The sequence below is a fragment of the Nocardia sp. NPDC051570 genome (assembly GCF_044454005.1).
GTDB lineage: Bacteria > Actinomycetota > Actinomycetes > Mycobacteriales > Mycobacteriaceae > Nocardia.
In genome coordinates, this window is sequence record NZ_JBITDI010000004.1 from 416,862 (window position 1) to 438,333 (window position 21,472).

Annotated in this window: 24 protein-coding genes; 12 read left to right on the top strand and 12 right to left on the bottom strand. The window is 68.5% G+C overall.

Translation table 11 applies throughout. From position 1 onward, the window contains the following. Positions 1 to 100: 100 nt before the first annotated feature. From ACIA76_RS12055 to ACIA76_RS12070, 4 genes are read left to right on the top strand one after another with little or no spacing between them, the layout of a single operon-like run. Positions 101 to 997: an ABC transporter substrate-binding protein gene (locus ACIA76_RS12055; RefSeq protein WP_397151954.1), complete on the top strand. Its 897-nt coding sequence runs from the start codon at positions 101 to 103 to the stop codon at positions 995 to 997. A gap of 10 nt (positions 998 to 1,007) precedes the next feature. After that, on the top strand, positions 1,008 to 2,159 hold the full coding sequence (locus ACIA76_RS12060; protein ID WP_397151415.1) for an ABC transporter ATP-binding protein: 1,152 nt from the start codon (positions 1,008 to 1,010) through the stop codon (positions 2,157 to 2,159). Then, positions 2,156 to 2,851 (top strand): ABC transporter permease, encoded by a 696-nt coding sequence (locus tag ACIA76_RS12065; RefSeq protein ID WP_397151417.1) that lies wholly within the window; start codon positions 2,156 to 2,158, stop codon positions 2,849 to 2,851. The genes ACIA76_RS12060 and ACIA76_RS12065 overlap by 4 nt, the downstream gene beginning before the upstream one ends. Beyond that, on the top strand, positions 2,848 to 3,531 hold the full coding sequence (locus ACIA76_RS12070; protein WP_397151419.1) for an ABC transporter permease: 684 nt from the start codon (positions 2,848 to 2,850) through the stop codon (positions 3,529 to 3,531). The genes ACIA76_RS12065 and ACIA76_RS12070 overlap by 4 nt, the downstream gene beginning before the upstream one ends. Here ACIA76_RS12070 and ACIA76_RS12075 read toward each other — a convergent pair. Next, positions 3,528 to 4,142: a TetR/AcrR family transcriptional regulator gene (locus ACIA76_RS12075; protein ID WP_397151421.1), complete on the bottom strand. Its 615-nt coding sequence runs from the start codon at positions 4,140 to 4,142 to the stop codon at positions 3,528 to 3,530. The genes ACIA76_RS12070 and ACIA76_RS12075 overlap by 4 nt on opposite strands. A 103-nt stretch (positions 4,143 to 4,245) precedes the next feature. Here ACIA76_RS12075 and ACIA76_RS12080 point away from each other — a divergent pair, with 103 nt between their 5' ends. Both ACIA76_RS12080 and ACIA76_RS12085 read left to right on the top strand, forming a co-directional pair. Continuing rightward, complete coding sequence (locus ACIA76_RS12080; RefSeq protein ID WP_397151423.1) at positions 4,246 to 5,187, top strand: oxygenase MpaB family protein; 942 nt, start codon at positions 4,246 to 4,248, stop codon at positions 5,185 to 5,187. Positions 5,188 to 5,283: 96 nt separating this feature from the next. Continuing rightward, complete coding sequence (locus ACIA76_RS12085) at positions 5,284 to 5,688, top strand: CBS domain-containing protein (RefSeq protein ID WP_397151956.1); 405 nt, start codon at positions 5,284 to 5,286, stop codon at positions 5,686 to 5,688. Here the strand turns inward: ACIA76_RS12085 and ACIA76_RS12090 are convergent, their stop codons facing one another. From ACIA76_RS12090 to ACIA76_RS12100, 3 genes are read right to left on the bottom strand one after another with little or no spacing between them, the layout of a single operon-like run. Further along, positions 5,689 to 6,318 (bottom strand): response regulator, encoded by a 630-nt coding sequence (locus ACIA76_RS12090; protein ID WP_397151958.1) that lies wholly within the window; start codon positions 6,316 to 6,318, stop codon positions 5,689 to 5,691. Then, positions 6,315 to 7,439 carry a sensor histidine kinase gene (locus ACIA76_RS12095; RefSeq protein WP_397151426.1) on the bottom strand — a complete coding sequence of 375 codons (1,125 nt, stop codon included), beginning with the start codon at positions 7,437 to 7,439 and terminating at the stop codon, positions 6,315 to 6,317. The genes ACIA76_RS12090 and ACIA76_RS12095 overlap by 4 nt, the downstream gene beginning before the upstream one ends. 5 nt (positions 7,440 to 7,444) lie before the next feature. Continuing rightward, positions 7,445 to 7,933: a hypothetical protein gene (locus ACIA76_RS12100; RefSeq protein ID WP_397151428.1), complete on the bottom strand. Its 489-nt coding sequence runs from the start codon at positions 7,931 to 7,933 to the stop codon at positions 7,445 to 7,447. A 122-nt stretch (positions 7,934 to 8,055) separates the two neighbouring features. Here ACIA76_RS12100 and ACIA76_RS12105 point away from each other — a divergent pair, with 122 nt between their 5' ends. From ACIA76_RS12105 to ACIA76_RS12115, 3 genes are all read left to right on the top strand, one after another. After that, the gene (locus ACIA76_RS12105) at positions 8,056 to 8,742 is read left to right on the top strand and encodes a response regulator transcription factor (RefSeq protein ID WP_397151960.1); all 687 of its coding nucleotides are present in this window, start codon (positions 8,056 to 8,058) and stop codon (positions 8,740 to 8,742) included. After that, positions 8,739 to 10,058 carry a sensor histidine kinase gene (locus ACIA76_RS12110; RefSeq protein WP_397151430.1) on the top strand — a complete coding sequence of 440 codons (1,320 nt, stop codon included), beginning with the start codon at positions 8,739 to 8,741 and terminating at the stop codon, positions 10,056 to 10,058. Before ACIA76_RS12105 ends, ACIA76_RS12110 begins: the two co-directional genes overlap by 4 nt. An 85-nt stretch (positions 10,059 to 10,143) precedes the next feature. Beyond that, positions 10,144 to 10,470 carry a hemophore-related protein gene (locus tag ACIA76_RS12115; protein ID WP_397151432.1) on the top strand — a complete coding sequence of 109 codons (327 nt, stop codon included), beginning with the start codon at positions 10,144 to 10,146 and terminating at the stop codon, positions 10,468 to 10,470. A gap of 1 nt (position 10,471) precedes the next feature. Here ACIA76_RS12115 and ACIA76_RS12120 read toward each other — a convergent pair whose 3' ends face one another. From ACIA76_RS12120 to ACIA76_RS12140, 5 genes are all read right to left on the bottom strand, one after another. Beyond that, complete coding sequence (locus ACIA76_RS12120; protein WP_397151434.1) at positions 10,472 to 11,773, bottom strand: glycoside hydrolase family 27 protein; 1,302 nt, start codon at positions 11,771 to 11,773, stop codon at positions 10,472 to 10,474. A 155-nt stretch (positions 11,774 to 11,928) separates the two neighbouring features. After that, positions 11,929 to 13,149, bottom strand: coding sequence for an NADP-dependent malic enzyme (locus ACIA76_RS12125; RefSeq protein ID WP_397151436.1), 1,221 nt, complete (start codon positions 13,147 to 13,149; stop codon positions 11,929 to 11,931). 374 nt (positions 13,150 to 13,523) lie between these two features. After that, positions 13,524 to 15,113, bottom strand: a complete 1,590-nt coding sequence (locus ACIA76_RS12130; RefSeq protein ID WP_397151438.1) for an FAD-dependent oxidoreductase — start codon at positions 15,111 to 15,113, stop codon at positions 13,524 to 13,526. 51 nt (positions 15,114 to 15,164) lie between these two features. Continuing rightward, positions 15,165 to 15,413, bottom strand: a complete 249-nt coding sequence (locus ACIA76_RS12135) for a hypothetical protein (RefSeq protein ID WP_397151440.1) — start codon at positions 15,411 to 15,413, stop codon at positions 15,165 to 15,167. A gap of 14 nt (positions 15,414 to 15,427) precedes the next feature. Next, a complete protein-coding gene (locus tag ACIA76_RS12140) occupies positions 15,428 to 16,282 on the bottom strand; it encodes a PHP domain-containing protein (RefSeq protein WP_397151442.1) in 855 nt (284 codons plus the stop codon). A 41-nt stretch (positions 16,283 to 16,323) separates the two neighbouring features. Between ACIA76_RS12140 and ACIA76_RS12145 the strand changes: the two genes are divergently transcribed. Then, a complete protein-coding gene (locus tag ACIA76_RS12145) occupies positions 16,324 to 17,397 on the top strand; it encodes a magnesium and cobalt transport protein CorA (protein WP_397151444.1) in 1,074 nt (357 codons plus the stop codon). A gap of 3 nt (positions 17,398 to 17,400) precedes the next feature. On the opposite strand, the gene ACIA76_RS12150 is transcribed toward ACIA76_RS12145, so the two are convergent. Genes ACIA76_RS12150 through ACIA76_RS12160 form a run of 3 tightly spaced genes read right to left on the bottom strand, consistent with a single transcriptional unit; the run spans position 17,401 to position 19,436 of the window. Continuing rightward, positions 17,401 to 17,970, bottom strand: coding sequence for a suppressor of fused domain protein (locus tag ACIA76_RS12150; RefSeq protein WP_397151446.1), 570 nt, complete (start codon positions 17,968 to 17,970; stop codon positions 17,401 to 17,403). A gap of 5 nt (positions 17,971 to 17,975) precedes the next feature. Next, a complete protein-coding gene (locus ACIA76_RS12155; RefSeq protein WP_397151448.1) occupies positions 17,976 to 18,467 on the bottom strand; it encodes a general stress protein in 492 nt (163 codons plus the stop codon). A gap of 12 nt (positions 18,468 to 18,479) precedes the next feature. Continuing rightward, positions 18,480 to 19,436, bottom strand: a complete 957-nt coding sequence (locus tag ACIA76_RS12160) for an HpcH/HpaI aldolase/citrate lyase family protein (RefSeq protein ID WP_397151450.1) — start codon at positions 19,434 to 19,436, stop codon at positions 18,480 to 18,482. 52 nt (positions 19,437 to 19,488) lie between these two features. On the opposite strand from ACIA76_RS12160, the gene ACIA76_RS12165 reads away from it, so the two are divergent. Beyond that, the gene (locus ACIA76_RS12165; protein WP_397151452.1) at positions 19,489 to 20,808 is read left to right on the top strand and encodes a magnesium transporter MgtE N-terminal domain-containing protein; all 1,320 of its coding nucleotides are present in this window, start codon (positions 19,489 to 19,491) and stop codon (positions 20,806 to 20,808) included. Then, the gene (locus tag ACIA76_RS12170; protein ID WP_397151454.1) at positions 20,805 to 21,395 is read left to right on the top strand and encodes a DUF1003 domain-containing protein; all 591 of its coding nucleotides are present in this window, start codon (positions 20,805 to 20,807) and stop codon (positions 21,393 to 21,395) included. Before ACIA76_RS12165 ends, ACIA76_RS12170 begins: the two co-directional genes overlap by 4 nt. The last annotated feature ends 77 nt before the right edge of the window (positions 21,396 to 21,472 follow it).

The following is a 21,472-nucleotide window of genomic DNA, read 5'->3' on the forward strand; positions in this document are numbered from 1 at the left end:
CTTGAAATCCACCATCACCACCCCTGCGCGGCGGCGCCCATTCCGCCCCGCCCTCACCGCCGCCCGTCTGCTCGCCACCGCCGTCGCGCTGGCCGCCGCGATGGCGTTGTCGGCGTGTGGTGGCAACTCGAATCCGCTGTCGGGCGGCGCCGACGGCTGCGACGCCGACAGCAACAAGCTGACGATGGGCTCGGCGAACTTCCCGGAGGCCGAGACGGTCGCCGATGTCTATGCGGAGGCCTTGCGCGCCAACGGTTTCACCGTCGACACCAAGCTCAACATCGGCAGCCGCGAGGCCTACATTCCCGCGCTGCGCCAATGCTCGATCAGTATCGTCCCGGAATACACGGGCAATCTCCTGCAGTACCTGGACAAGTCGGCCACCGCGACCTCCGCCGACGACGTTACCGCGGCGCTGACCAAGGCCCTGGGTTCCGACCTGGTGGCCGGAAAGCCCGCTCCCGGTGAGGATTCCGATGCGGTCGTGGTCACCCGCGCCACCGCCGCGAAGTGGAATCTACACACGATCGCCGACCTCGTCGCGCACTCGTCCGAGGTGAGCATCGGTGCGCCCGCGGAATTCGCGGAGCGCGTCGACGGCCTGCCCGGCCTGAAGAGGACCTACGGCCTGGACATCCCCGCCGACCGGTTCGTCCCGATCGGCGACAGCGGCGGCCCGGCGACCGTGCGCGCACTGACCGACGGCAAGGTGACCGCGGCCGATATCTTCACCACCTCACCGGCCGTCAAGGAGAACGATCTGGTGGTGCTGGCCGATCCCAAGCACAACTTCGCGGCCCAGAACGTGGTGCCGATCCTCAACGCCAAGAAGAAGTCCGACAAGGCGCTGAAGGTGCTCGACGCGGTGTCGGCGAAACTGACCACGGCCGAACTGATCTCGCTCAACGAGGCGGTCTCCGGATCGGCCAAGACCGAGCCCGCGGCGGCCGCCAAATCGTGGGTGAGCGGCCAGGGGCTGGACAAGCCGATCGGATAGGAGGGCCACCGTGTCCGATATCGAGTTCAGCGGCGTCACCAAGACCTATCCGGACGGCACCACCGCGGTGACCGCGCTGGATCTGCGGATCGACTCCGGATCGTTCACCGTCTTCGTCGGGCCCTCGGGCTGCGGGAAGACGACGTCGATGCGGATGATCAACCGCATGATCACGCCCAGCGCGGGCACGATCACCGTGGCGGGCCGCGACATTTCGACCGTCGATCCGGTGAAGCTGCGGCTCGGCATCGGATATGTGATCCAGAGCGGCGGCCTGCTGCCGCACCGGACGGTGCTCGACAACGTCGCCACCGTCCCGCTGCTGCAGGGCACATCGCGCCGCGCCGCCCGCGGCATCGCCCTCGAGATGCTGGATCGGGTGGGCCTGGACCGGGCCCTGGCCAAGCGCTATCCCGCCCAGCTGTCGGGCGGTCAGCAGCAGCGCGTCGGGGTGGCGCGGGCCCTGGCGGCCGATCCGCCGATCCTGTTGATGGACGAACCGTTCAGCGCCGTCGATCCGGTGGTGCGCGAGGAACTGCAGGCCGAAATGCAAAGGCTGCAGGCCGAATTGCGGAAAACGATCGTCTTCGTCACCCACGATATCGACGAGGCCATCAAGCTGGGCGACAAGATCGCGGTCTTCGCCCGCGGCGGCGTGCTCCAGCAGTACGACGCGCCGCAGACCGTACTGGCCCAGCCCGCAACGGATTTCGTCGCCGATTTCGCCGGACGCGATCGCGGCTATCGCGGACTATCCTTCCGTGGTGCGGAGGGCGTTGTGCTGCACGATATTCGGACCGCGACCGCCGATCAGGTGCGCGAATCGCGGCTGTCGCCGGGCGAATGGATGCTGGTGGTCGACGACGCCCGCCATCCGCTCGGTTGGATGGACGTCACCGGCGTCGAGGCCGTGCGCGCCGGACATGAACTGGCCGACTGCATGGCCGCCGGCGGCTCGCTGTTCCCGCCCGGCGGCGATCTGCGCCAGGCGCTGGATGCGGCCATCTCCTCACCCTCGGGAGTCGGTGTGGCCGTGGATGATTCGGGCGCGGCGACCGGAGGCGTGGTCGCCACCGAGGTCATCGACCAGCTGGCCCGCCAGCGCGCCGACGAGGACACCGTGCGCAACCGGCACTTCTTCGAACAGGAAGGGGTGCGATGAGATATCTGCTCGACAACTTCTCCGAGATCGCCGGATTCGCCCGAATCCACCTGAGGCTGGCCCTCATCCCGCTGGTCATCGGCCTCGTCGTCGCCATCCCGGTGGGCACCGTCGCGCGGCGGGCGCGCTGGCTGCGCCGCACCACGACGACGGTGGCCAGCGTCGCCTACACCATTCCGTCGCTGGCACTGTTCGTGATCATCCCCCCGCTGGCCGGGATCGCGACCATCGATGAGCTGAATGTGGTTATCGCACTGAGCATCTACTCGGTGGCGCTGCTGGTGATCGCGGTGCCCGCCGCCCTGGATTCGGTATCGGCGTCGGTGCTCGACGCCGCCGACGCCGTCGGCTACCCCCGGCTGCGCCGCAGCCTCATGGTCGAATTCCCGCTGGCGCTACCGGTTTTCGTGGCGAATCTGCGCGTCGTGGCCGTCACCAACATCTCCGCGGTGACCGTCGGCGCGCTGATCGGCGTGGGCGGGCTGGGCAAGCTGTTCACCCAGGGTTATCAGCGCGACTATCCGGACGAGATCGCGGCGGGCATCATCGTGGTCCTGGTGCTGGCCCTGATCGTGGACCGGGTGCTGTACCTGCTCGGCCGTTGGGCCACACCCTGGCTGAACACGGGTCGCGCCGCCCCCGTGCGCCGGCTGCGGTTGTCGGTCGATCTCGCGAAAGGGGCTGGCGCATGAACCTTTTCGTCGACGCCTGGCACTACCTGACCACCGCGGCGAACTGGACCGGGCGCGCGGGAATCGAACAGCGGCTGCTGGAACATCTGTGGTACAGCTTTCTGGCGGTGGCACTCTCGGCCGCGATCGCGCTGCCGATCGGCCTGATCATCGGTCACACCCGACGCGGCGGCGGCCTGATCGTCGGCTTCGCCAACGCCATGCGCGCGCTGCCCACCCTCGGGCTGCTGACCTTCGTGGTGCTGCTGCTGGGACTGGGCCTGCTCCCCCCGCTGCTGGCGCTGCTGACCGTCGGCATCCCGCCGCTGCTGGCCGGAGCGTACGCGGGCATCGCCAATGTCGATCCGAACGTGGTGGACGCCTCGCGGGCCATGGGCATGAACGAGTGGCGGGTCGTATTCCGCGTCGAGGTACCCAATGCGCTGCCCGTGCTGCTCACCGGACTGCGCGGCGCCACGCTGCAGGTCGTCGCGACCGCGACGATCGCCGCCTACGTCAACCTGGGCGGCCTGGGCCGCTACATCTTCGACGGCATCAGCCTCTACAAGTACGACCGGGTACTGGTCGGCGCGCTGCTGGTCGCCGCGCTCGCCCTGGTACTGGATTCCCTGCTGGCCTTCGCCGTCTGGGCCAGCGCACCCGGCACCGGTCGCCTGCGCCCGTCGACGCCGATCGACTAGCTCGTCACGCCCGACAGCAGCATCGCGGCCACGACATCCACGAGATGTTCACGGCCGGTGGCGAATTCGCCGCGCAACCAGGCGGCGACCAGTTCCATCACACCGCTCACCGCCGCGAAGGCCATCATCTCGAGATCCAGACGGGTGGGCGCGGAGTCGCCGAGCAATTCGGCGGTCATCCCGGCCATGGCCGCGGCGATCGCGGTGATGCTGTCGAGGCGGGCGCGCTGCAGCACCTCGGTCGTGGTCGGGGCGAGCAGCATTCGACCGCGCCGCGGATCGGCGGTCACGAAGGCGATCGCGGCATCGGCGGCCGCGTGCACCTGGGCGGGAACGTCCGGCGCGGCGGCGAATGTCGCGGAGACCACGGCGGCCAGGCCCTCCTCGGTCATATCGCGGGCGATCGCCTCGAGCATGGCGTCCCGATCGGCGAAATGCTCGTAGAAGTAGCGGTCGTTGAGTCGCGCGCGGGCGCAGACGGATCGCTTGGTGACCGCATTCGCGCCGCCCTCGGCGAACAGGTCGAGCGCGGCCTCCACCAGCGCCGCCCGTCGCTTGGCGCTGCGCTCGGCCGCCGGCAGTCCGCCGTAGCTGCGTGTCACCGCTCCCATCCGCACCATTCTGCCTCTTGACGGGCCGATCCATCTGGTGCACCCTGACACCAAAGCAGTTTTGGTGCCATAGCGCACCAGATGAGAACAAGGGAGTTCTCCGATGACATGCCCGGTCAACCATTCCGCGATCGCCCCGATGCCGATCGGGGAGTCGGACACGATCGCCGATCGCTTCGTCGAGGTCGGTGGCTCGATCTTCATCGCCGCCTTCGCCGCCGCGCTGTTCGATCAGGCCATGCTGCCGGAGGTTTCGGAGGCCCTGGAGGTCACCGGCCGCATCCGCGACACGCCGTGGCAGCGGGCCTTGCGCTCGGCGGCGTCGGACCAGGCCGTCTTCCACGGCACCGAGTCCGATCGCCTGGCCGAGATGGAACGGCTCAAGCTGTTACACCGCGACGTCCGAGGCGTGGGCGCCAACGGAATTCGCTACAGCGCGTTGAATCCCGAGAGCTGGAACTGGATTCTCATCAGCACCTTCTTCATGTACCGCGGCGCGTTCGCGACCCTGACCGGAACCGAACTCACCCCGGCCGACGACCAGGCCCTGTGGGATCGCTGGCGCGCGGAGACCGACGGCCTGCAGCTGCCCGGTCGCTCGCGGCTGATGGCGAGTTACGCCGACCTGTGCGCGCACTACGACCGCATGGCCACGCAGCGATTGGCGCGCACCAGCACGCTGGAATCGGCCGCCGAGACCGTCCGCCGCCCGCCACGCCCGCCGTTCCTGCCCGCGATCGCCCATCCGCTGTGGCTGCTCGCCCGCCCCGCCGCCGGACATATCGGCGCGGTGCTCGGCTACGGCATCATGCATCCCGCTGCGCGCCAACACCTTCCGATGCGCTGGACCCGACGGCACGAGCTGGAGTTCGCGGTCCTCGCGACCGGGCTGCGCCTGGCCTACCGCGCCCTGCCCACCCGGCTCACCGACAGCCCTCTGGCCCGCAACCGGCGCGAGTACCACCGCCTGATGAATGCCTACCGCGGCATCGGGCTGGACTCCTTCGCTCCGGACCGCACCACCCCGCTGACCATGGCCGATTGACCAGTCCGGTGATCCACGTCACCATACGACGTGGCACCGGGAGTGCAAGCTCCTTCCTTTCGAGACAGGAGGTTTGCCGTGAAAGCCCGCGACATCATGCACCGGGACGCGACCTGCATACCGGCCGACGAAACCCTCGACCGCGCCGCCCAGGTCATGCGCAATCTGGACGTCGGAGCCCTGCCCATCTGCAATGAGGACCGCCTCATCGGCATGCTCACCGACCGCGACATCGTGGTGCGCTGCATTGCCGAGGGGCACGATCCGAGCCGCGTGCGCGCGGGCGATCTCGCCCAGGGCACGCCGCGATGGGTCGATGTCGACACCGATGTCAGCGATGTCCTCGAGCTGATGGAGGCCCATCAGATCAAGCGCGTGCCGGTGATCGATAAGAAGAACGGCAAACGCCTGGTCGGGATGATCTGCGAATCGGATCTGGCGCGCAATCTCGGTGACGAGCAATTGGCGAAGTTCATCGCCGCCATCTCCGTCCCGCACTGATCAGCGGGCGATGCCGGTGCGGTGGGCGTAGGCGATCGCCTGCCCGCGGTCACGGACGCCGAGCTTGGCGAACAGGGAGTTGATATGGCTCTTGACCGTGCTGACACCGATGAACAACTCCTTGGCGATCTCGGAGTTGTTGCGGCCCTGGGCCATCAGGCGTAGGACGTCGAGTTCGCGATCGGTGAGATCGGCGTCCGGTGCGGGCGCGGGCGCGCCGAGGGCGGAGACGAGCCGGGCGCCCACATCCGCGGCCAGCGTGGTGTGACCGCTGGCCACCGAGCGGATGGCGGCCGCGATCTCGGCGCGGCCCGCATCCTTGGTCAGATAGCCACGGGCGCCCGCGCGCAGAGCCCCGGCGATGGACGCATCGTCGGCATAGGTGGTCAGGACCAGCACGGCGGTACCGGGATGGGAGGCGGTGACCGCGGCGGTGGCGGCGACGCCGTCGACACCGGGCATGCGCAGATCCATCAGCACCACCCGCGGGGCCAGCCTGCGGACCAGCTCGACCGCCTCGGCCCCGTCGCGCGCCTCGCCGACCACCTCGACATCGGGCAGCAACGACAACACCGTGGTGAGTCCGTCGCGCACCGTGGTCTGATCGTCGGCGACCACCACGGTGATCATCGACGCGGCACTCGGATTCGAATCGCCCACTGCCCGTTCTCCTTTCGCACATCCACCGTGCCGCCCGAGGCGGCGATCCGCTCCCGCATGCCCAGCAGTCCCGCACCCGAGCCGGATGCGGTGAGCGTAATGCGCTGGGTGGCCATCGGATTCACCGCCGTGATCGCGAGCTGATCGGCCTCGTCGCGAATCGTGAGCGTGACCGGCTGTCCGGGAGCGTGTTTGCGGGCGTTCGTCAGCGCCTCCTGCACCGCTCGCGCGAGCGCCACGGCCACCTGTTCGTCCAGGCCGCGCAGCTCGGCATCGGTCCGGACCTCCAATTGCCCACCGGCGCCACGATGTTCGTCGTAGAGGCGCTGTAACTCGACGGCCGGATCGAAGCCGTCGGCCCGCAGCGCGCCCACCACCCGGCGGGCGTCCGCGAGTCCGGAGGCCGCGAGCCGATGCGACGCCTTCACCCGCTCGGCGGCGCGCTCGACCTCCCCCGCCTCGAGCAGTGCGTCGGCGGCGTCGAGCTGCAGCACCAGGCCGCCGAGCGTATGCGCGAGCACATCGTGCATATCCCGGGCGATGCGGCCGCGCTCGGCCAGCGCGGCGGCACGGTCGCGTTCGGCGCGGATCACTCGATTCTGTTGCACCAGTAGGCGATTCTGTTCGGCCGATACGCGCCCCTGCCGACGGCTCAAGCCCATCAGCCCGGTCACGCCGAGTCCGAGCAGCAGGCCGAGCATCGCGAACTGCGGATCGGGTACCAGTGCGATGGATATGCAGCAGCACACCACCGTCAGCGCCGCGATGCCCAGGCAGATCAGCAGCGGCTCGGCGACCAGCGACAGGGCGGTGAACACCACTGCCAGCGCGGTGATCGTCGACCCGACCGGTTGCATCGCGGTCAGGCCTCCGCCGATCGCCATGGCGCACAGGGGTATTCGCAGCAGCCAGCGCGACCCGACCGGAGCTACCACCCATCCGGCCCAGCCGATCCAGGCCAGCACGACACCCGCGGCGACCCACGGCTGATGCCACACCGACGCATCGGTCGAGCCCGACACCACGGAGACGAGCCCGACCAGGCGTAACAGCCTGGCCAGGCCCGTGGGAACGTGGTAGGGCTCGGTCATCGGATTCAGTGTGCCCCAACCGGCCGGAACTGTTCGGCCCGCCGCATCAGCATCAGCGTGCGACCGGTCCGGTTCAGCGCCAACATGATCAGGATGACTCCGATCGCGGTCACGATCGTCGCGCCGAGCAGATGCGCCCACACATCGACGCCGATGCGCACGGCCAGCAGCACGAACCACAGCGCCGACCCGATCAGCCCGGTGCGGGCCCACAGCTGCCCGTCGGTGCGGCGGATCTGCGACAGCCATCCCATCGCGACGCCAACCGCCAGGCTCAGCACCGCCGACAGCACCAACAGCGCCACCGCCACCGCGCCGATCGACCCACCCGAGAAGGCGGTCCTCATCTGCACCAGTCCGATCACCGCGAGGACGATCGGACCTCGCCACATCCGCGCGGAATCCACCAGCCGCCACTGACTCTGCCGGTAGACGATCCAGCCCAGCACGACGACGACCAGTGCGCCCTCGAGTACCGCATTCTGCAAACTCATGTCTTATACGTTCGCCGCCACGGGCGCTCGGACCCACCACCCGCAGGTGGAGTCCGGGTGGATTCGGATCTCTCGAGCCGCTCACAGCCGATATCCAGTCGCCGCTCACAACGCGGCGGAGAATATGCGATGTGCAGCAACCGGGACGCATACTCCTCATCGAGGACGCCGAGGCCATCCGCGCGGCGGTCGCGTCCGCGGTCACCGCGGCCGGACATCGGGTCCTGGCCCGCGAACACGGTGACCGGATCGAATACGATCTCGAGCGGTTCCGCCCGGATGTCGTGGTGCTGGATGTGATGCTGCCCGGACGCGACGGATTCGCCCTGCTCGACACCGTCCGTGCCCGGTGCGGCGCGGGCGTGGTCATGCTCACCGCGCGCGATGGCGTGGCCGATCGGGTGCGCGGGCTGCGCTCGGGATCCGACGACTACGTCGTGAAGCCGTTCGACCTCACCGAACTGGTGGCCCGCATCGAGGCGCTGCTGCGCCGCATGGGCCGGCTGCACACTCGGCTCACGGTCGGAGATCTGGTCGTCGATATGGACTCCGGCATCGTGGCGCGCGCCGGTGAGCCGATCGCGCTGACCGCCACCGAATTCAAACTTCTCGCGCACCTGGCCGCCCACCGCGACCAGGTGCTGACCAAGACCCAGATCCTCACCGCCGTCTGGGGTTATGAGGATTACGACCCGAATCTGGTGGAGGTCTACGTCAGCGCGGTCCGCCGCAAACTGGAGGAGCACGGCCCGCGCCTGCTGCACACCGTGCGCGGGCTGGGCTATGCGCTACGAGTCGGCGGCCGATGAGAACGGTTTCGCTGCGCCGCCGGGTAACCCTCACGGCCGCAGTGGTTTCCGGTATCGCGCTCGTGGTGGTCGCGCTGCTGGTGCACAGCCTGTTCGTGGTGGTGGTGCATCGTGGCGAGAACGCCGTGCTCACCGACCGCCTGCAACTGGCCAGACAGCTTGCGCAGGAGGGCGTTCCGGCAACGGAGTTGATGAGCCGGGTGGACAACCGCTCGATCCGGGCGCGGCTGCGGCTCGCCGACGGCCGCGAATACGGCGGCCTCGGCACGCGGCATGGCACCGACGAGACCGTGACGCGGCGCGTCATGCTCACCGGCACCGGCGAAGTGAATCGGGCCGAGCTGACGATGCAGGTCGACACCCCGCTGCTGGCCCGGGTGCAGTCGCGGCTGGGATGGGTCCTGATCGGGGCGATCACGGCGGCGATCGCGGTGATCACCGGCGGGCTGTGGTTCGGCGTGCGCCGGGCCTTGGCGCCGCTGGATTCGATGACCCGGCTGGCGCGCGAGATCGCCCGGGGCGGGCGCGGGCGACGCCTGTCCCCGGAGCGCACCGATACCGAATTAGGACGCACCGCAAGCGCGTTCGACGAGATGCTGGACGCGCTCGAGGGCGCCGAGGCACGGGCACAGGCCTCCGAACGACAGCTGCGCGGCTTCGTCGCCGACGCGGCACACGAATTGCGCACACCCGTCGCGGGTATCCGAGCGGTCGCCGAGGCCGTCCTGCATCAGCCCGCCGATACCGATCCGGCCGAGCGCGAGCGCCTGCATCTGCTGCTCGTGCGCGAGGCCCACCGCGCCGGGCGGCTGGTCGACGATCTGCTCGATATGGCCCGCATCGATGCCGGACTCCAGCTGCGCACCGAACCGGTGGACCTCTACGAGCTTGCCCGCACCCATCTCGATCGCGCGCGAATGCTGCACCCGGACATCGACTTCCGCCTCGACGGCGATCCGGTGACCGTGACCGCCGATCCCGAACGCCTCGGCCAGATCCTGGTGAACCTGCTCGACAACGCCGGTCAGGCCATGGCGGAGGACACCGAGCGCACGATCACCGTCCACATCGGCCGGGCGGGGGACGCGGCCGTCCTCGGCGTCCGCGACCTCGGCCCGGGCGTACCCGCGGCCGATCGCGAACGCGTCTTCGATCGCCTGGTCCGCCTCGACCCAGCCCGGGCCCGCCGGTCGGAGGGTTCGGGCCTGGGCCTGGCCATCGCGCGCGGCATCGCCCGCGCCCACGGCGGCGATCTGGTGTGCGCGACACCGCCGGACGCGGGACCCGGTGCGCTGTTCGAGCTGAAGATCGGCTGAAGAACCCCGGCCGATTCAGCCCATCTTCAGCCTCGGTAGGCAGATTCGAGATCGGACCTGATCCGATACGAATGGAGTCGCTCACATGAAACGCACCCTCGCCGCCCTGCTCGCCGCCACCGCCGGCGCCGCCACCCTGGCGTTGGCCGTACCCGGTGTCGCCTCGGCCGACGGCCCCGATTGCAGCCAGCAGGCCCGCTTGCAGATCCGGGCCCAGGTCGCCCCGCAGACCGCCGCATTCCTGGCGACGCATCCGGATCTGGCGGGCGAGCTGGCCAAGATCAAGTCCCTGCCCAAGGATCAGCGCAAGGCCGAGCGGCGGGCCTACCGGCAGTCCCACGAACAGGAGATGAGGGATTTCCGCGCCGTGCGCCAGCCGCTGATCGACTACCGCCGGGCCTGCCGCGGATGAGCTAACCGCTGATGCGGAGCAGCACCGTATCGTGGGCCGCCACCTCGGCGGCGATCTCATGATCGAGGGGTGTGCTGCGGCCGTCCCAGAGATTCTGGGCGACATAGTTTTTCGAGTCCGAGAGGGCAAGGGCGGTGCGCGGGACGGTGATCCGGCCCGCCACATCGTCGCGGTTGATCAGGGCGACAACGATCGAACCGTCCGAAAGCGTTCGGCGCCAAGCCTTCTCGTCCGTTCCGGGAATCGCCTCGGCGGGCGCGGCGAGCGGATCCTGATCGACCGCGATCACCCCGGCGTCGGTCAGCAGATTCGCCGTCGCCGCGCTCGTGAACGTCAGCGGATTACCGGCGATCAGCGGGGCGGACAGCATGGCCCACATGCCCAGATTGGTGCGTTGTTCGGCCGGGGTGAGGCCCGGATACGGCGTGCCGGGCGTCCCCGGCACGCCGACCACCAGCATGTCCGGATCCAGCCAATGGTCGGGGCCCTGGCGGCCCACCAGCGGGCAGGTGGCATCGAGGACCTCGCGAACGCCCTGCCCCTGGGTCTCACCGGCGTCGAGCTCCCAGCCCGGATGCAGATCATTGGTCGTGCGCCACATCGTGGCGATTCCCGACCAGTCGTAGCGGGATCCCGGCGGGGTCTGCACGACACCGCTGTTGGGGTTGATGCTGTAGACGATCGGACGTCCGGTGGCGCGCAACGCATCCCGCATCCGGGTGAAGGCGCCGACCTGTGCGGTCAGATCCGATTCGGTCGAACACCAGTCGTATTTCAGGTAATCCACGCCCCAGGCGGCGAAGGTATCGGCATCGAGACGCTCATGGCCGAGGCTACCGGTGTTGCCCGGATAGGTGCCGCCCAGCTGAGCGCAGGTCTGCGCATTGGGGCTCTCGTAGATACCGAACTTCAGGCCGCGCGCGTGCACGTAATCGGCCAGCGCAGCCATCCCGTCCGGGAAGCGCACCGGATCACCCTGTAGCGCACCGTTTTCCGCGCGCTGCGTCGCGAACCAGCAGTCGTCGACGATGACGTAGCGATAGCCCGCGTCCCGCATACCGGTCGATACCATCGCATCGGCCGCCCGCTCGACGATCCCGGCATCGATGGTGCAGCCGTAGGAGTTCCAGGTGTCCCAGCCCATCGGCGGTGTGGGCGCGACGCCCGCGAAGGCCACGGCGGCATCACTGAGCCGGGTGGGCCGATCCGACGGCATCGAGGCGGCCGAACAGCCGAGCAATGCCACCACCAGCAGAAGGAAACAGCCTGCCCGGCAACCGGTCAGGCCTCGGTGCGCGAACAAGCGTCTCCCTTCCCTATCGGATCGAGCCGGCGGTGATTCGAGACCGTGCCCGTTCCGGATGGGATCGGGCGGCGCGGCGTTCGCGTGTCGTATGACAGAAATGGGCGCTCCGTTCGCCATTGAACGAAGCGCCCGCCAGGTGGCCGAACTCGCCGCTAGACAACGCCTTCGGCGCGCGCGGCGGCGGCCACGGCCTCGGCGACCGCGGGAGCGACGCGCGGGTCCAGCGGACTCGGCACGATCTTATCGGCCGCGAGCTCGGCGCCGACCACGCTCAGGATCGCCTCGGCGGCGGCGATCTTCATACCCTCGGTGATGCGCCGGGCGCCGGCGTCCAGCGCACCCTTGAACACACCGGGGAAGGCGAGCACGTTGTTGATCTGGTTGGGGAAGTCGCTACGGCCGGTCGCGACGATCGCGGCGTAGCGCTGCGCCACCTCGGGATGAATCTCCGGATCCGGATTCGACATCGCGAACACGATCGACTCCGGCGCCATCGAGGCGATCAGCTCCTCGGCGATGGTGCCCGCCGAAAGGCCCAGGAACACATCGGCTCCCGCCAGCGCCTCGGCCGCACCGCCGGAGATCCCGCGCGGGTTGGTGCGCTGCGCCAGATCGGCCTTGACCTCGTTGAGGTCGGTGCGGTCGCGGCTCACGATGCCCTTGGAATCGAGCACCACGATGTCGGAAACGCCCGCGGCCAGCAGGATATTGGTGCAGGCCACGCCGGCCGCACCCGCACCCGACACCACGACCTTCAGGTCCGCGATGCCGCGGCCCTGCACCTTGGCGGCGCCGTTGAGCGCGGCCAGCACCACGATCGCGGTGCCGTGCTGGTCATCGTGCATGACCGGGCAGTCCAGGGCCTCGATGACCCGCTTCTCGATCTCGAAGCAGCGCGGGGCGGAGATGTCCTCGAGGTTCACCGCGCCGAAGCTCGGGCGCAGCCGGATCAGGGTCTCGACGATCTCGTCGACATCCTTGGTGGCCAACACGATCGGAATCGCGTCCAGCCCGGCGAACTTCTTGAACAACGCGGCCTTGCCCTCCATCACCGGCAGCGAGGCGCGCGGGCCGATATCGCCCAGGCCCAGCACCGCGGTGCCGTCGCTCACCACGACGACCAGACGGTCGGTCCAGGTGTAGCGCTTGGCCAGTTCATCGTCGGCGTGGATCGCGCGGCAGACCTGCGCGACACCGGGGGTATAGGCGATGGACAGATCGCGCTGGGTCTCCAGCGGTGCGGTCAGTTCCACCGAGAGCTTTCCCCCGAGATGACCCGCGAAGATTTCCTCGTGCGTAATGGCGGACAGGCTCGCCGAATCGGTTTCACGGCTCGCCGTGGCGGCGTTCGGTGCATCAGTCACGGATGACACGATTTCACTCCTGCTCGGTGTCGACTAAACCGTCTCGCGGTTACCGTCGGGTATTTGGTATCAGTGTTTTTCGGGTTACTCGCCGGGTGCGCTGATCACACTCACGCAGGCGGCGGAAAACCGTTCGATAGTGTCATCGCGGCAAACGGCAAGGGGTATTACGGCGTTTCGCTGCACAGATCCGTCGAGCCAGAACCGGACGGGTGGGTCCGGGCAATGCCGTTGGGGTGGTCCTCGGGTCCGGAGCAGTGCGTCACGGAGCGTGGTTCACCAACCTCCCCGGACCGGGCGGTGGCGTCGGCCAGGGATCGGAACATTCTGCCAGCAGGAACCGGTCGTTGCCAAATCCGGTGCGTGTGGCGACGCGGGTGAACTCAGGCCGGGGTGAGATCGGCATGGGGCGTCGCGGGCCCCGGATCGCGCTGTTCGCGCTGCACCCAGACGGATTCGACACCGCCGGCGTGCAGCCGGATGCGCCAGTCGGTGCCCTCACCCGGATGATCGGTGCGGCGGTGCATTCCGCGGGTCTCGGTGCGGGCCAGCGCGCTGTACTTGGTCCAGCGCGCCACCGCCAGCAGGGCGGCCGCCTCGCGGGCGCGCAGCCGCTCGGGCCCGTTGCCGCCGAGATCGCATTCGGTGACCGGCCACATGCCGTCGAGTTCGGCGATGCTGTCGCGCAGGCTGCCCGCGCTGCGCCAGTAGCTGCGCCGCAGCGGCAGCGTATGTTCCTGGACCAGGCCGACCACCGCGCGCGGATCGATACTCGCGGCCGTGCCCAGTCCCGCGCCCGGCACCGGGCGCGCCTTACCCAGCCGCCCGCGCCCGCGAGCGAAACGCGCCGCACCCGCACCGGCCCACACCCCCGACGAGATCGCCCAGGCGCCACCCTGGCCACCGAAGCCGCCGACCGCCCCGGTGATCGGCTCCCGGGTGGTCACATCGCCCGCCCCGAACAGGCCGGGAACCGTTGTGGCGCAATCGAATCCCATCAAGCGCAGCCCGCCCGTACCGCGCACCGTGCCCTCCAGCACCGGCCGCAGCTGCACGCGGTGCGCGGCGAGCACCGGGGTCGCGGCCAGCTGTCTGCGCAGCGGTCCGGGTATCTCGTCGAGGGCCGCGTAGACGCGCCGCCCGTCGGCGATCGCCTCGAACGCCGCGACGCGCGAACCGAATGCCCCGCCCCCGATCGCCGTGCCCGTCTCGTCGTAGAGGGTCGCGAAGTGCAGGGCCAGATCGGGCGCGGGGGTGAGGGCCCGGGCGCTCGCGTCGTCGCCGAGCGGGGACAACCGCACCCGGCCGACCGGCGCCAGCGCATAGGCGCTCGAGAACTCCATCCCCGACAGCTCACTGCCCGCCTCGGCGGCCATCAGCAGTCCGTCGCCGGTGTCGACATCGGTGCCCGCGCCGCCGGACAGGAACGCGCAGCCGCCGGTCGCCAGCACCACCGCACCGGCATGCGCGGTCCAGCTGCGGTACTCGTTGCGCAACTGCACCCCGCTCGCCCCGGTGACCACGCCCTCGGAATCGACGAGCAGCTGCAGCGCGGGATGGTGATCGAGGATGCGCACGCCCGCCACGATCAGGCTGCGGCGCAGCCGGCCCAGATACTTCGCACCGTCGAGGCAGACCCGGGCGGGCCGCCCCACGCGCTCACCGGGAAACCGGTAGCCCCAGTGCACCAGCTGATCGACCCGCCGATGGGTCTCGTCCAGCACCCGATGCATCCACACCGGATCGCCGAGATGGCCGCCCTGGTCGAAGCTGTGCCGGACGGCATCGTCGCGGGCCGGACCCGGCGGAACGTTCCACAGTGCGACAAGCCCTTTCGCCGTCGGCCCGCTGCTGCCACACCGCCCCTTGTCCACCATGACCACCCGGGCGCCCGCATATGCCGCAGCGAGTGCGGCCCAAGCACCCGCGGGCCCACCACCCACCACCAACACATCGCATTCGATCCCGGCCACAATCAGAAATGTTCGGCCACAATTCACTGGATAGCAACCGTTACGCGAGCATCAATTCCACCATTGCGTAACCAAAAGGTAACTCGCCGCACCAAAAACGACCATCGATCCGGAAAAGGCCGCAAAACCTCGACGCCGATCGGAAAAGATCTGGGCAGCGAAGGCCACCGCCGACAATCCGATATGCCATGCCACCGCACCCGCGCCCGGCCCCGGAAAGCCGCGCTGCGCGCCGAGGATTTCGGCGCCGATCACCACGAGGGTGAGCACCACCAAACCGCCGGCGATGATCCCGCTCATCGCCCGCAACAGCCTCACGAGACGATCACCGGGACGCCGCTGGCTTTCTCGGCCAACTTCTCGAACTGTTCGGGATCGGTGGTGAATTCGCCGAGCCGAATGGTCTTGTTGGCGCCGTGGTAGTCCGAGGAGCCGGTCGTGAGCAGGCCCAGTTCCGCGGCGAGTTCGCGCAGCAGCGCGCGATCGGCCACGTTGTGGTCGGGGTGGTCGACCTCGAGCCCGGCCAGGCCGAGCCCGGCCAGATCGCGGATCTCATCGAGCGCCAGCAGCCGGCCGCGCGAACGCGCCCGCGGATGGGCCACCACAGTCACCCCGCCCGCCGCCGCGACCATCCCGACCGCCTGCCGCAGCGGCGTGTCGGCCTTCTCGACGTAGTAGCGCCCGCGCGGGGCGAGCAGATCCTCGAAGGCCGCGCTCACCGTCGGCACCACCCCGGCCGCCACCAAGGCCCGCGCGAGATGCGGCCGCCCGGCCGAGGGGCCCGCCGACGCCAGCACCGCATCGGGATCGACCGGCAACCCGTCGGCGGCCATGCGCTCGGCCATCGCCCGCACCCGGATCATGCGCTCGGCGCGCAGCCGCTCCCGCTCCCGTGCGAAGGACACATCGGCCGGATCGAACAGATAGGCCAGCAGATGCACCGAGACCGGCCACCCGTCCTCGCCCAGGCCCGAGCAGGACATCTCCATGCCGCGCACCAGGGTCATACCGCTCGGTAACGCCGCGGCCGCCTCGGCCCACCCGGAGGTGGTGTCGTGGTCGGTGAGGGCCACCACGTCGAGTCCGGCGGCGGCCGCGTTGCGGATCAGTTCGGCCGGGGTGTCGGTACCGTCGGACGCGTTGGAATGGGTATGCAAGTCGATGCGCACTCGTCCATCTTGCCGAAGATCAGCGACTAACATCCGAACTCGTGCCCCAGATTTCGCCACTGTCCTCCTTCCGCGGCCGGGGAAAGGCGGAGCCACTGCCGCATATTCCGGTGCCGACCGCGCGGGCCGTCATCGACTGCGCGGTGTACATCGACGGGCAGCGGCTGCCCGGTCGGTTCACCCATGCCGAGGCGCTCGCCGAGGTGCGCGCCAAGGAATGCGGCTTCGTCTGGGTGGGATTACATGAGCCCGACCAATTCCAGATGGCCGATGTGGCAGGGACATTCGATCTGCACGAACTGGCGGTCGAGGATGCGGTGCACGCTCATCAGCGGCCGAAACTCGAACGGTACGACGACATTCTGTTTCTCGTGCTGCGCACGGTGAAGTATGTCGAACACGATCTGCACAGCATTACCGAGATCGTGCAGACCGGCGAGATCATGATCTTCATGGGCCGCGATTTCGTGGTGACCGTGCGGCACGGAGATCACACCGGACTCACCGGGGTCCGGCGGGAATTGGAGGCGAATCCGCAGCGGCTCGCGCTCGGCCCCGGTTCGGTATTGCACGCGATCTCCGATCACGTCGTCGACTCGTATATCGCCGTGACACAGGAGATCGAGGAGGATGTCGGGGAGATGGAAGAGGAGGTGTTCACGCCGCGCAGTAACCTCGCCATCGAGGCCATCTATCAACTCAAACGCGAGGTGGTGGAATTGCGCCGGGCCGTGAAACCACTCGCCCTGCCCCTGCAATTGCTCTCGAAGAGTCCGGAATTGCCGCTGCCCAAGGAGATTCGGCGCTATCTGCGCGACGTCGCCGATCATCACATCGCGGTCGCCGAACGCATCGGCGATTTCGACGAATCGCTCAGTGCGTTGATCAATGCCGCGCTGGCGAAGGTGAGCGTGCAGCAGAACACCGATATGCGCAAGATCTCCGCCTGGGCGGCCATGGCGGCCGTGCCGACAATGGTCGCGGGCATCTACGGTATGAACTTCGAACATATGCCGGAATTGCGGTGGACCTTCGGCTATCCGTTGGTAGTCGCCGTCATCCTGGTCGTCTGCACCGGCCTGTTCATCACCTTCCGCCGCAACAACTGGCTGTGATCGTCACAGATTCGCGGCGCCGCGCCCGGGATCGCGCACATCGATATCCGCCTCGGTCCAGGCCTCGCGCAGGGCTGCCGCGCCGCGCACCCGCACCCACGCCGCCTCGGTGGCGGTGACCGGGGCGACGGACAGGAAACGCACGGGTTCGGCCGGATCCGGCAGCGGCACCTCGGCGATATCGCTCGCGCCCAGCAGTGCGGCGGTGAAGGGGGCGTTGCGCCACAACGGATCTCCGAGGTCGAGCAGCGCGTCCTCCTGCAGCACCACACCTTCCACCGCGGGCGAGGCGATCAGCACGCCCAGACCGCGGGTGATCCCGGCGTGTGGGCCGCCGCGCAGCGTCAGCGCCAGTTCCGCGCGCGGGCCGCGCACCGGATCGGCCAGGGCGGCAGCGGGATCGGTCATCGGATGCCGGGCCCCGCCCAACGTGACGTAATGCACGAACTCGCCGTCGGGAATCCGCAGGATCTCGATCGGCTCGAGACCCAGAAAGGTCACCGACGCCGAATCGGCCGACGACACACCGTAATGTCCGAGCACCGCGGCTCGGACCTCGTCCAGCATCTGCATGGCTACTACAGTGCCAGGCGCGCCAACAGGTCCCGCGCCTGCTCGGCCGTCTTCGGCTCGCACAGCACGTCGTAGCGGCCGGCCACCAGCTGCATGGTCGAGGCGAAATCGCGTTGGCCACGGGTGGCGGCATACGGGATCGAGGTGGAGATGACACCGAAGATGATGCCGCCCACCAGGCCTACGACCAGCGGACCGAAGGCGCCGCCGGTGGTGAACAGGCTCAGCAGCAGACCCAGGAACAGACCCAGCCACGCGCCCGACACCATTCCGCCGCCGATGACCCGGCCCCAGGTCAGCCGGTACAGCACCCGCTCGACCTGCATCAGGTCGACCCCGACGATGGTCACGTTGTCCACCGGAAACTGATTGTCGGCCAGATGGTCGACCGCCCGCTGCGCCTCGGCATAGGTCGGATACGACCCGATCGGCCAGCCCGACGGTGGCGTCGGCAGGGTCGGCCGATTGCGGTTGGAGTTCCCCAAGGGACTTGTCATGACTCCATCATGCTAGTTCTCGGCCATCGACGGGGCCGTGAAACGCGTGGTTCGCACCATTCCCGCGGCGCGCCCCTTCTCGGCTATGACACGCGCCATCTTCGCGCTCGCCTCATCGATCATCTCCTCGCCCAACATCACCGCGCCGCGGGCGCCGCCCTCGACCGAGGTATGAAAGGCATAGGCGTCCAGAATCTCCTCGGCCCGATCGTATTCGGCCTGCCGCGGGGAGAAGATCTCGTTGGCCGCCTCGATCTGGGTCGGATGCAGCACCCATTTGCCGTCGAAACCCAGTGCGGCCGTTCGGGATGCGGCGCGGCGGAATCCGTCGAGATCGCGAATCTGCAGATAGGGCCCGTCGATCGCCTGCAGCCCGTGCGCCCGCGCGGCGAGCAGAATGGTCATCAGGATGTGATGGTAGGCATCGCCGGTGTCATATCCCTCCGGCTGTTCGCCGACGACCAGGGTGCGCATATTGATACTGGCCATGAAGTCGGCCGGGCCGAAAACCAGTGTCTGCACCCGTTGACTGGCCGTGGCGATCGCATCGATGTTGCGCAGCCCCAGCGCATTCTCGAGCTGCGGCTCGATGCCGATGCGTCCGACCTCGAGCCCCGCGGACTTCTCGATCTGGGTCAGCAGCAGATCCAGCGCCCGTACCTGCCCGGCGTCGGTCACCTTCGGCAGCAGGATCGCGTCCAGTCCCGCGCCCGCACCCTCGACGACCGAGATGACATCGGCATAGGTCCATTCGGTGGTCCAATCGTTGACCCGCACCACCCGAATCTGATCACCCCACCCCGAGGAATTCAGCGCGGCGACGATATTCGCCCGCGCCGCCGCCTTGGCCGCGGGTGCCACCGCATCCTCGAGATCGAGGAACACCTCATCGGCGGCCAATCCCATGGCCTTCTCGATCATCCGGGGATTACTGCCGGGAACGGCGAGCACCGATCGGCGAACTGACATGGGCGGCTCCTCTGGATCGTGATCGGGACACACCACCCTCTAGCCTTGCTCTATGGCAGCGACGAGGGTTTTCGCCGCCAGGCTGGCGGGCCTGGTGGTGCTGGGTCCGGACGGCGAGTCTATCGGCCGTGTCCGGGATGTGGTGATGTCCGTCCGATACGACCGGCAGCAACCGCGGGTATTGGGCCTGCTCGTCGAACTGCCCACGCGCAAACGGATTTTCGTGCCGATGCTGCGTGTCACCACGGTCGAACCCGGTTCGGTGACCCTCAATACCGGCAATGTCAGTCTGCGCCGATTCAACCAGCGTCCCGGCGAGATGCTGGGCCTGGCACAGGTACTCGATTCGAAGGTGGAGGTCGACGATCCGGAGCTGCCGGATCTGCAGGGAGTGGATCTGTTCGTGGTCGATCTGGGCATCGAACAGACCCGCAGCCGCGACTGGATGGTCTCGCGGGTGGCGGTGCGCGGACATCGCCGGCTCGGCCGCCGCCGCGCGGTGCATGTGGTCGAGTGGACCTATGTGCGCGGCCTGACCCAGCGCGAACTGAATCTGCCCGGCCAGGATGTCACCCAGTTGCTCGGCCAGTTCGAGGGTCTGCGCCCGGCCGACGTCGCCCACCTGCTGCACGAACTGCCCGCCAAGCGCCGCATCGAACTGGCCCGCGCACTCGACGACGAGCGACTCGCCGACGTGGTCCAGGAGCTGCCCGAGACCGATCAGGTCGAGGTACTGCAGAAGCTGGGCGTCGAGCGGGCCGCCGATGTGCTCGAGGCGATGGATCCCGACGACGCGGCCGATCTGCTCGGCGAGCTGCCCACCGGGGAGGCCGAGGCGCTGCTGTCGCTGATGGATCCGGAGGAATCCGAGCCGGTGCGCCGATTGCTGGAGTACTCCCCCTACACCGCGGGCGGTCTGATGACTCCCGAGCCGGTCATGCTCACGCCCGCGGCCACCGTCGCCGAGGCGCTGGCCCGGGTGCGCAATCCGGATCTGACGCCCGCCCTGGCCTCGATGGTCTTCGTCGTCCGGCCGCCCACCGCGACCCCCACCGGCCGCTATCTCGGCTGCGTACATCTGCAGCAACTGCTGCGCGAACCACCGGCAAATCTCGTGGGCGGGATCGTGGACACCGTGCTGGCCCCGCTGCGACCCGAGACGCCGCTGGCCGCGGTCACCCGGTACTTCGCCACCTACAACTTCGTCTGCGGTCCGGTCGTCGACGACGAGAACCATCTGCTGGGCGCGGTGACCGTCGACGACGTCCTCGACCATCTGCTGCCCGAAGACTGGCGCGAGCACGACGAGGAAGGCAGTGACATGCACGCCCGTGTGCACGCGGTCGTCGACGGAACGGGAGAACGGCCATGACCGAGCGAGCCGATAAGCCCCTGGCCCGCCAGCGCCTGGAAACTCCCCTCGAGACGCGGTTCCGATTCGACTTCGACGCCGAGGCGATGGCCCGCACGAGCGAGCGGATCGCCCGCTTCCTCGGCACCGGCCGCTACCTGGTGATCCAGACCGTGATCGTGATCGTCTGGATCCTGGTCAACGTGTTCGTCGCCGTACTGCGCTGGGACCCGTATCCGTTTATCCTCCTTAACCTGGCCTTTTCTACTCAGGCCGCCTATGCTGCGCCATTGATCCTGCTGGCGCAGAACAGACAGGACAACCGGGACCGGGTGGCCCTCGAGGAGGACCGATCCCGGTCGGCGCAGACCAAGGCCGATACCGAATTCCTGGCCCGCGAGCTGGCGGCGCTGCGAATCTCGGTCGGCGAGGTCGCGACTCGCGATTATCTGCGCCGCGAACTCGAGGACATCAAAGACGCGCTGGCCCGCCTCGAGCTGAATGCACCATTGGACGCCGAAGAATCCGGCGCAATGGCCAAAACGAAGAAGGGTACGGATCGAAAGAGGGGCCGGGTCCCTATTTCGCCACAGATCGAAGGCAACTGACCGTAAGTATTGCGAACAACAAGCTGACTGCCGGGTAACCTGGATCACGTTGTCCGAAGCGAGCGGCTCTCGCGAGA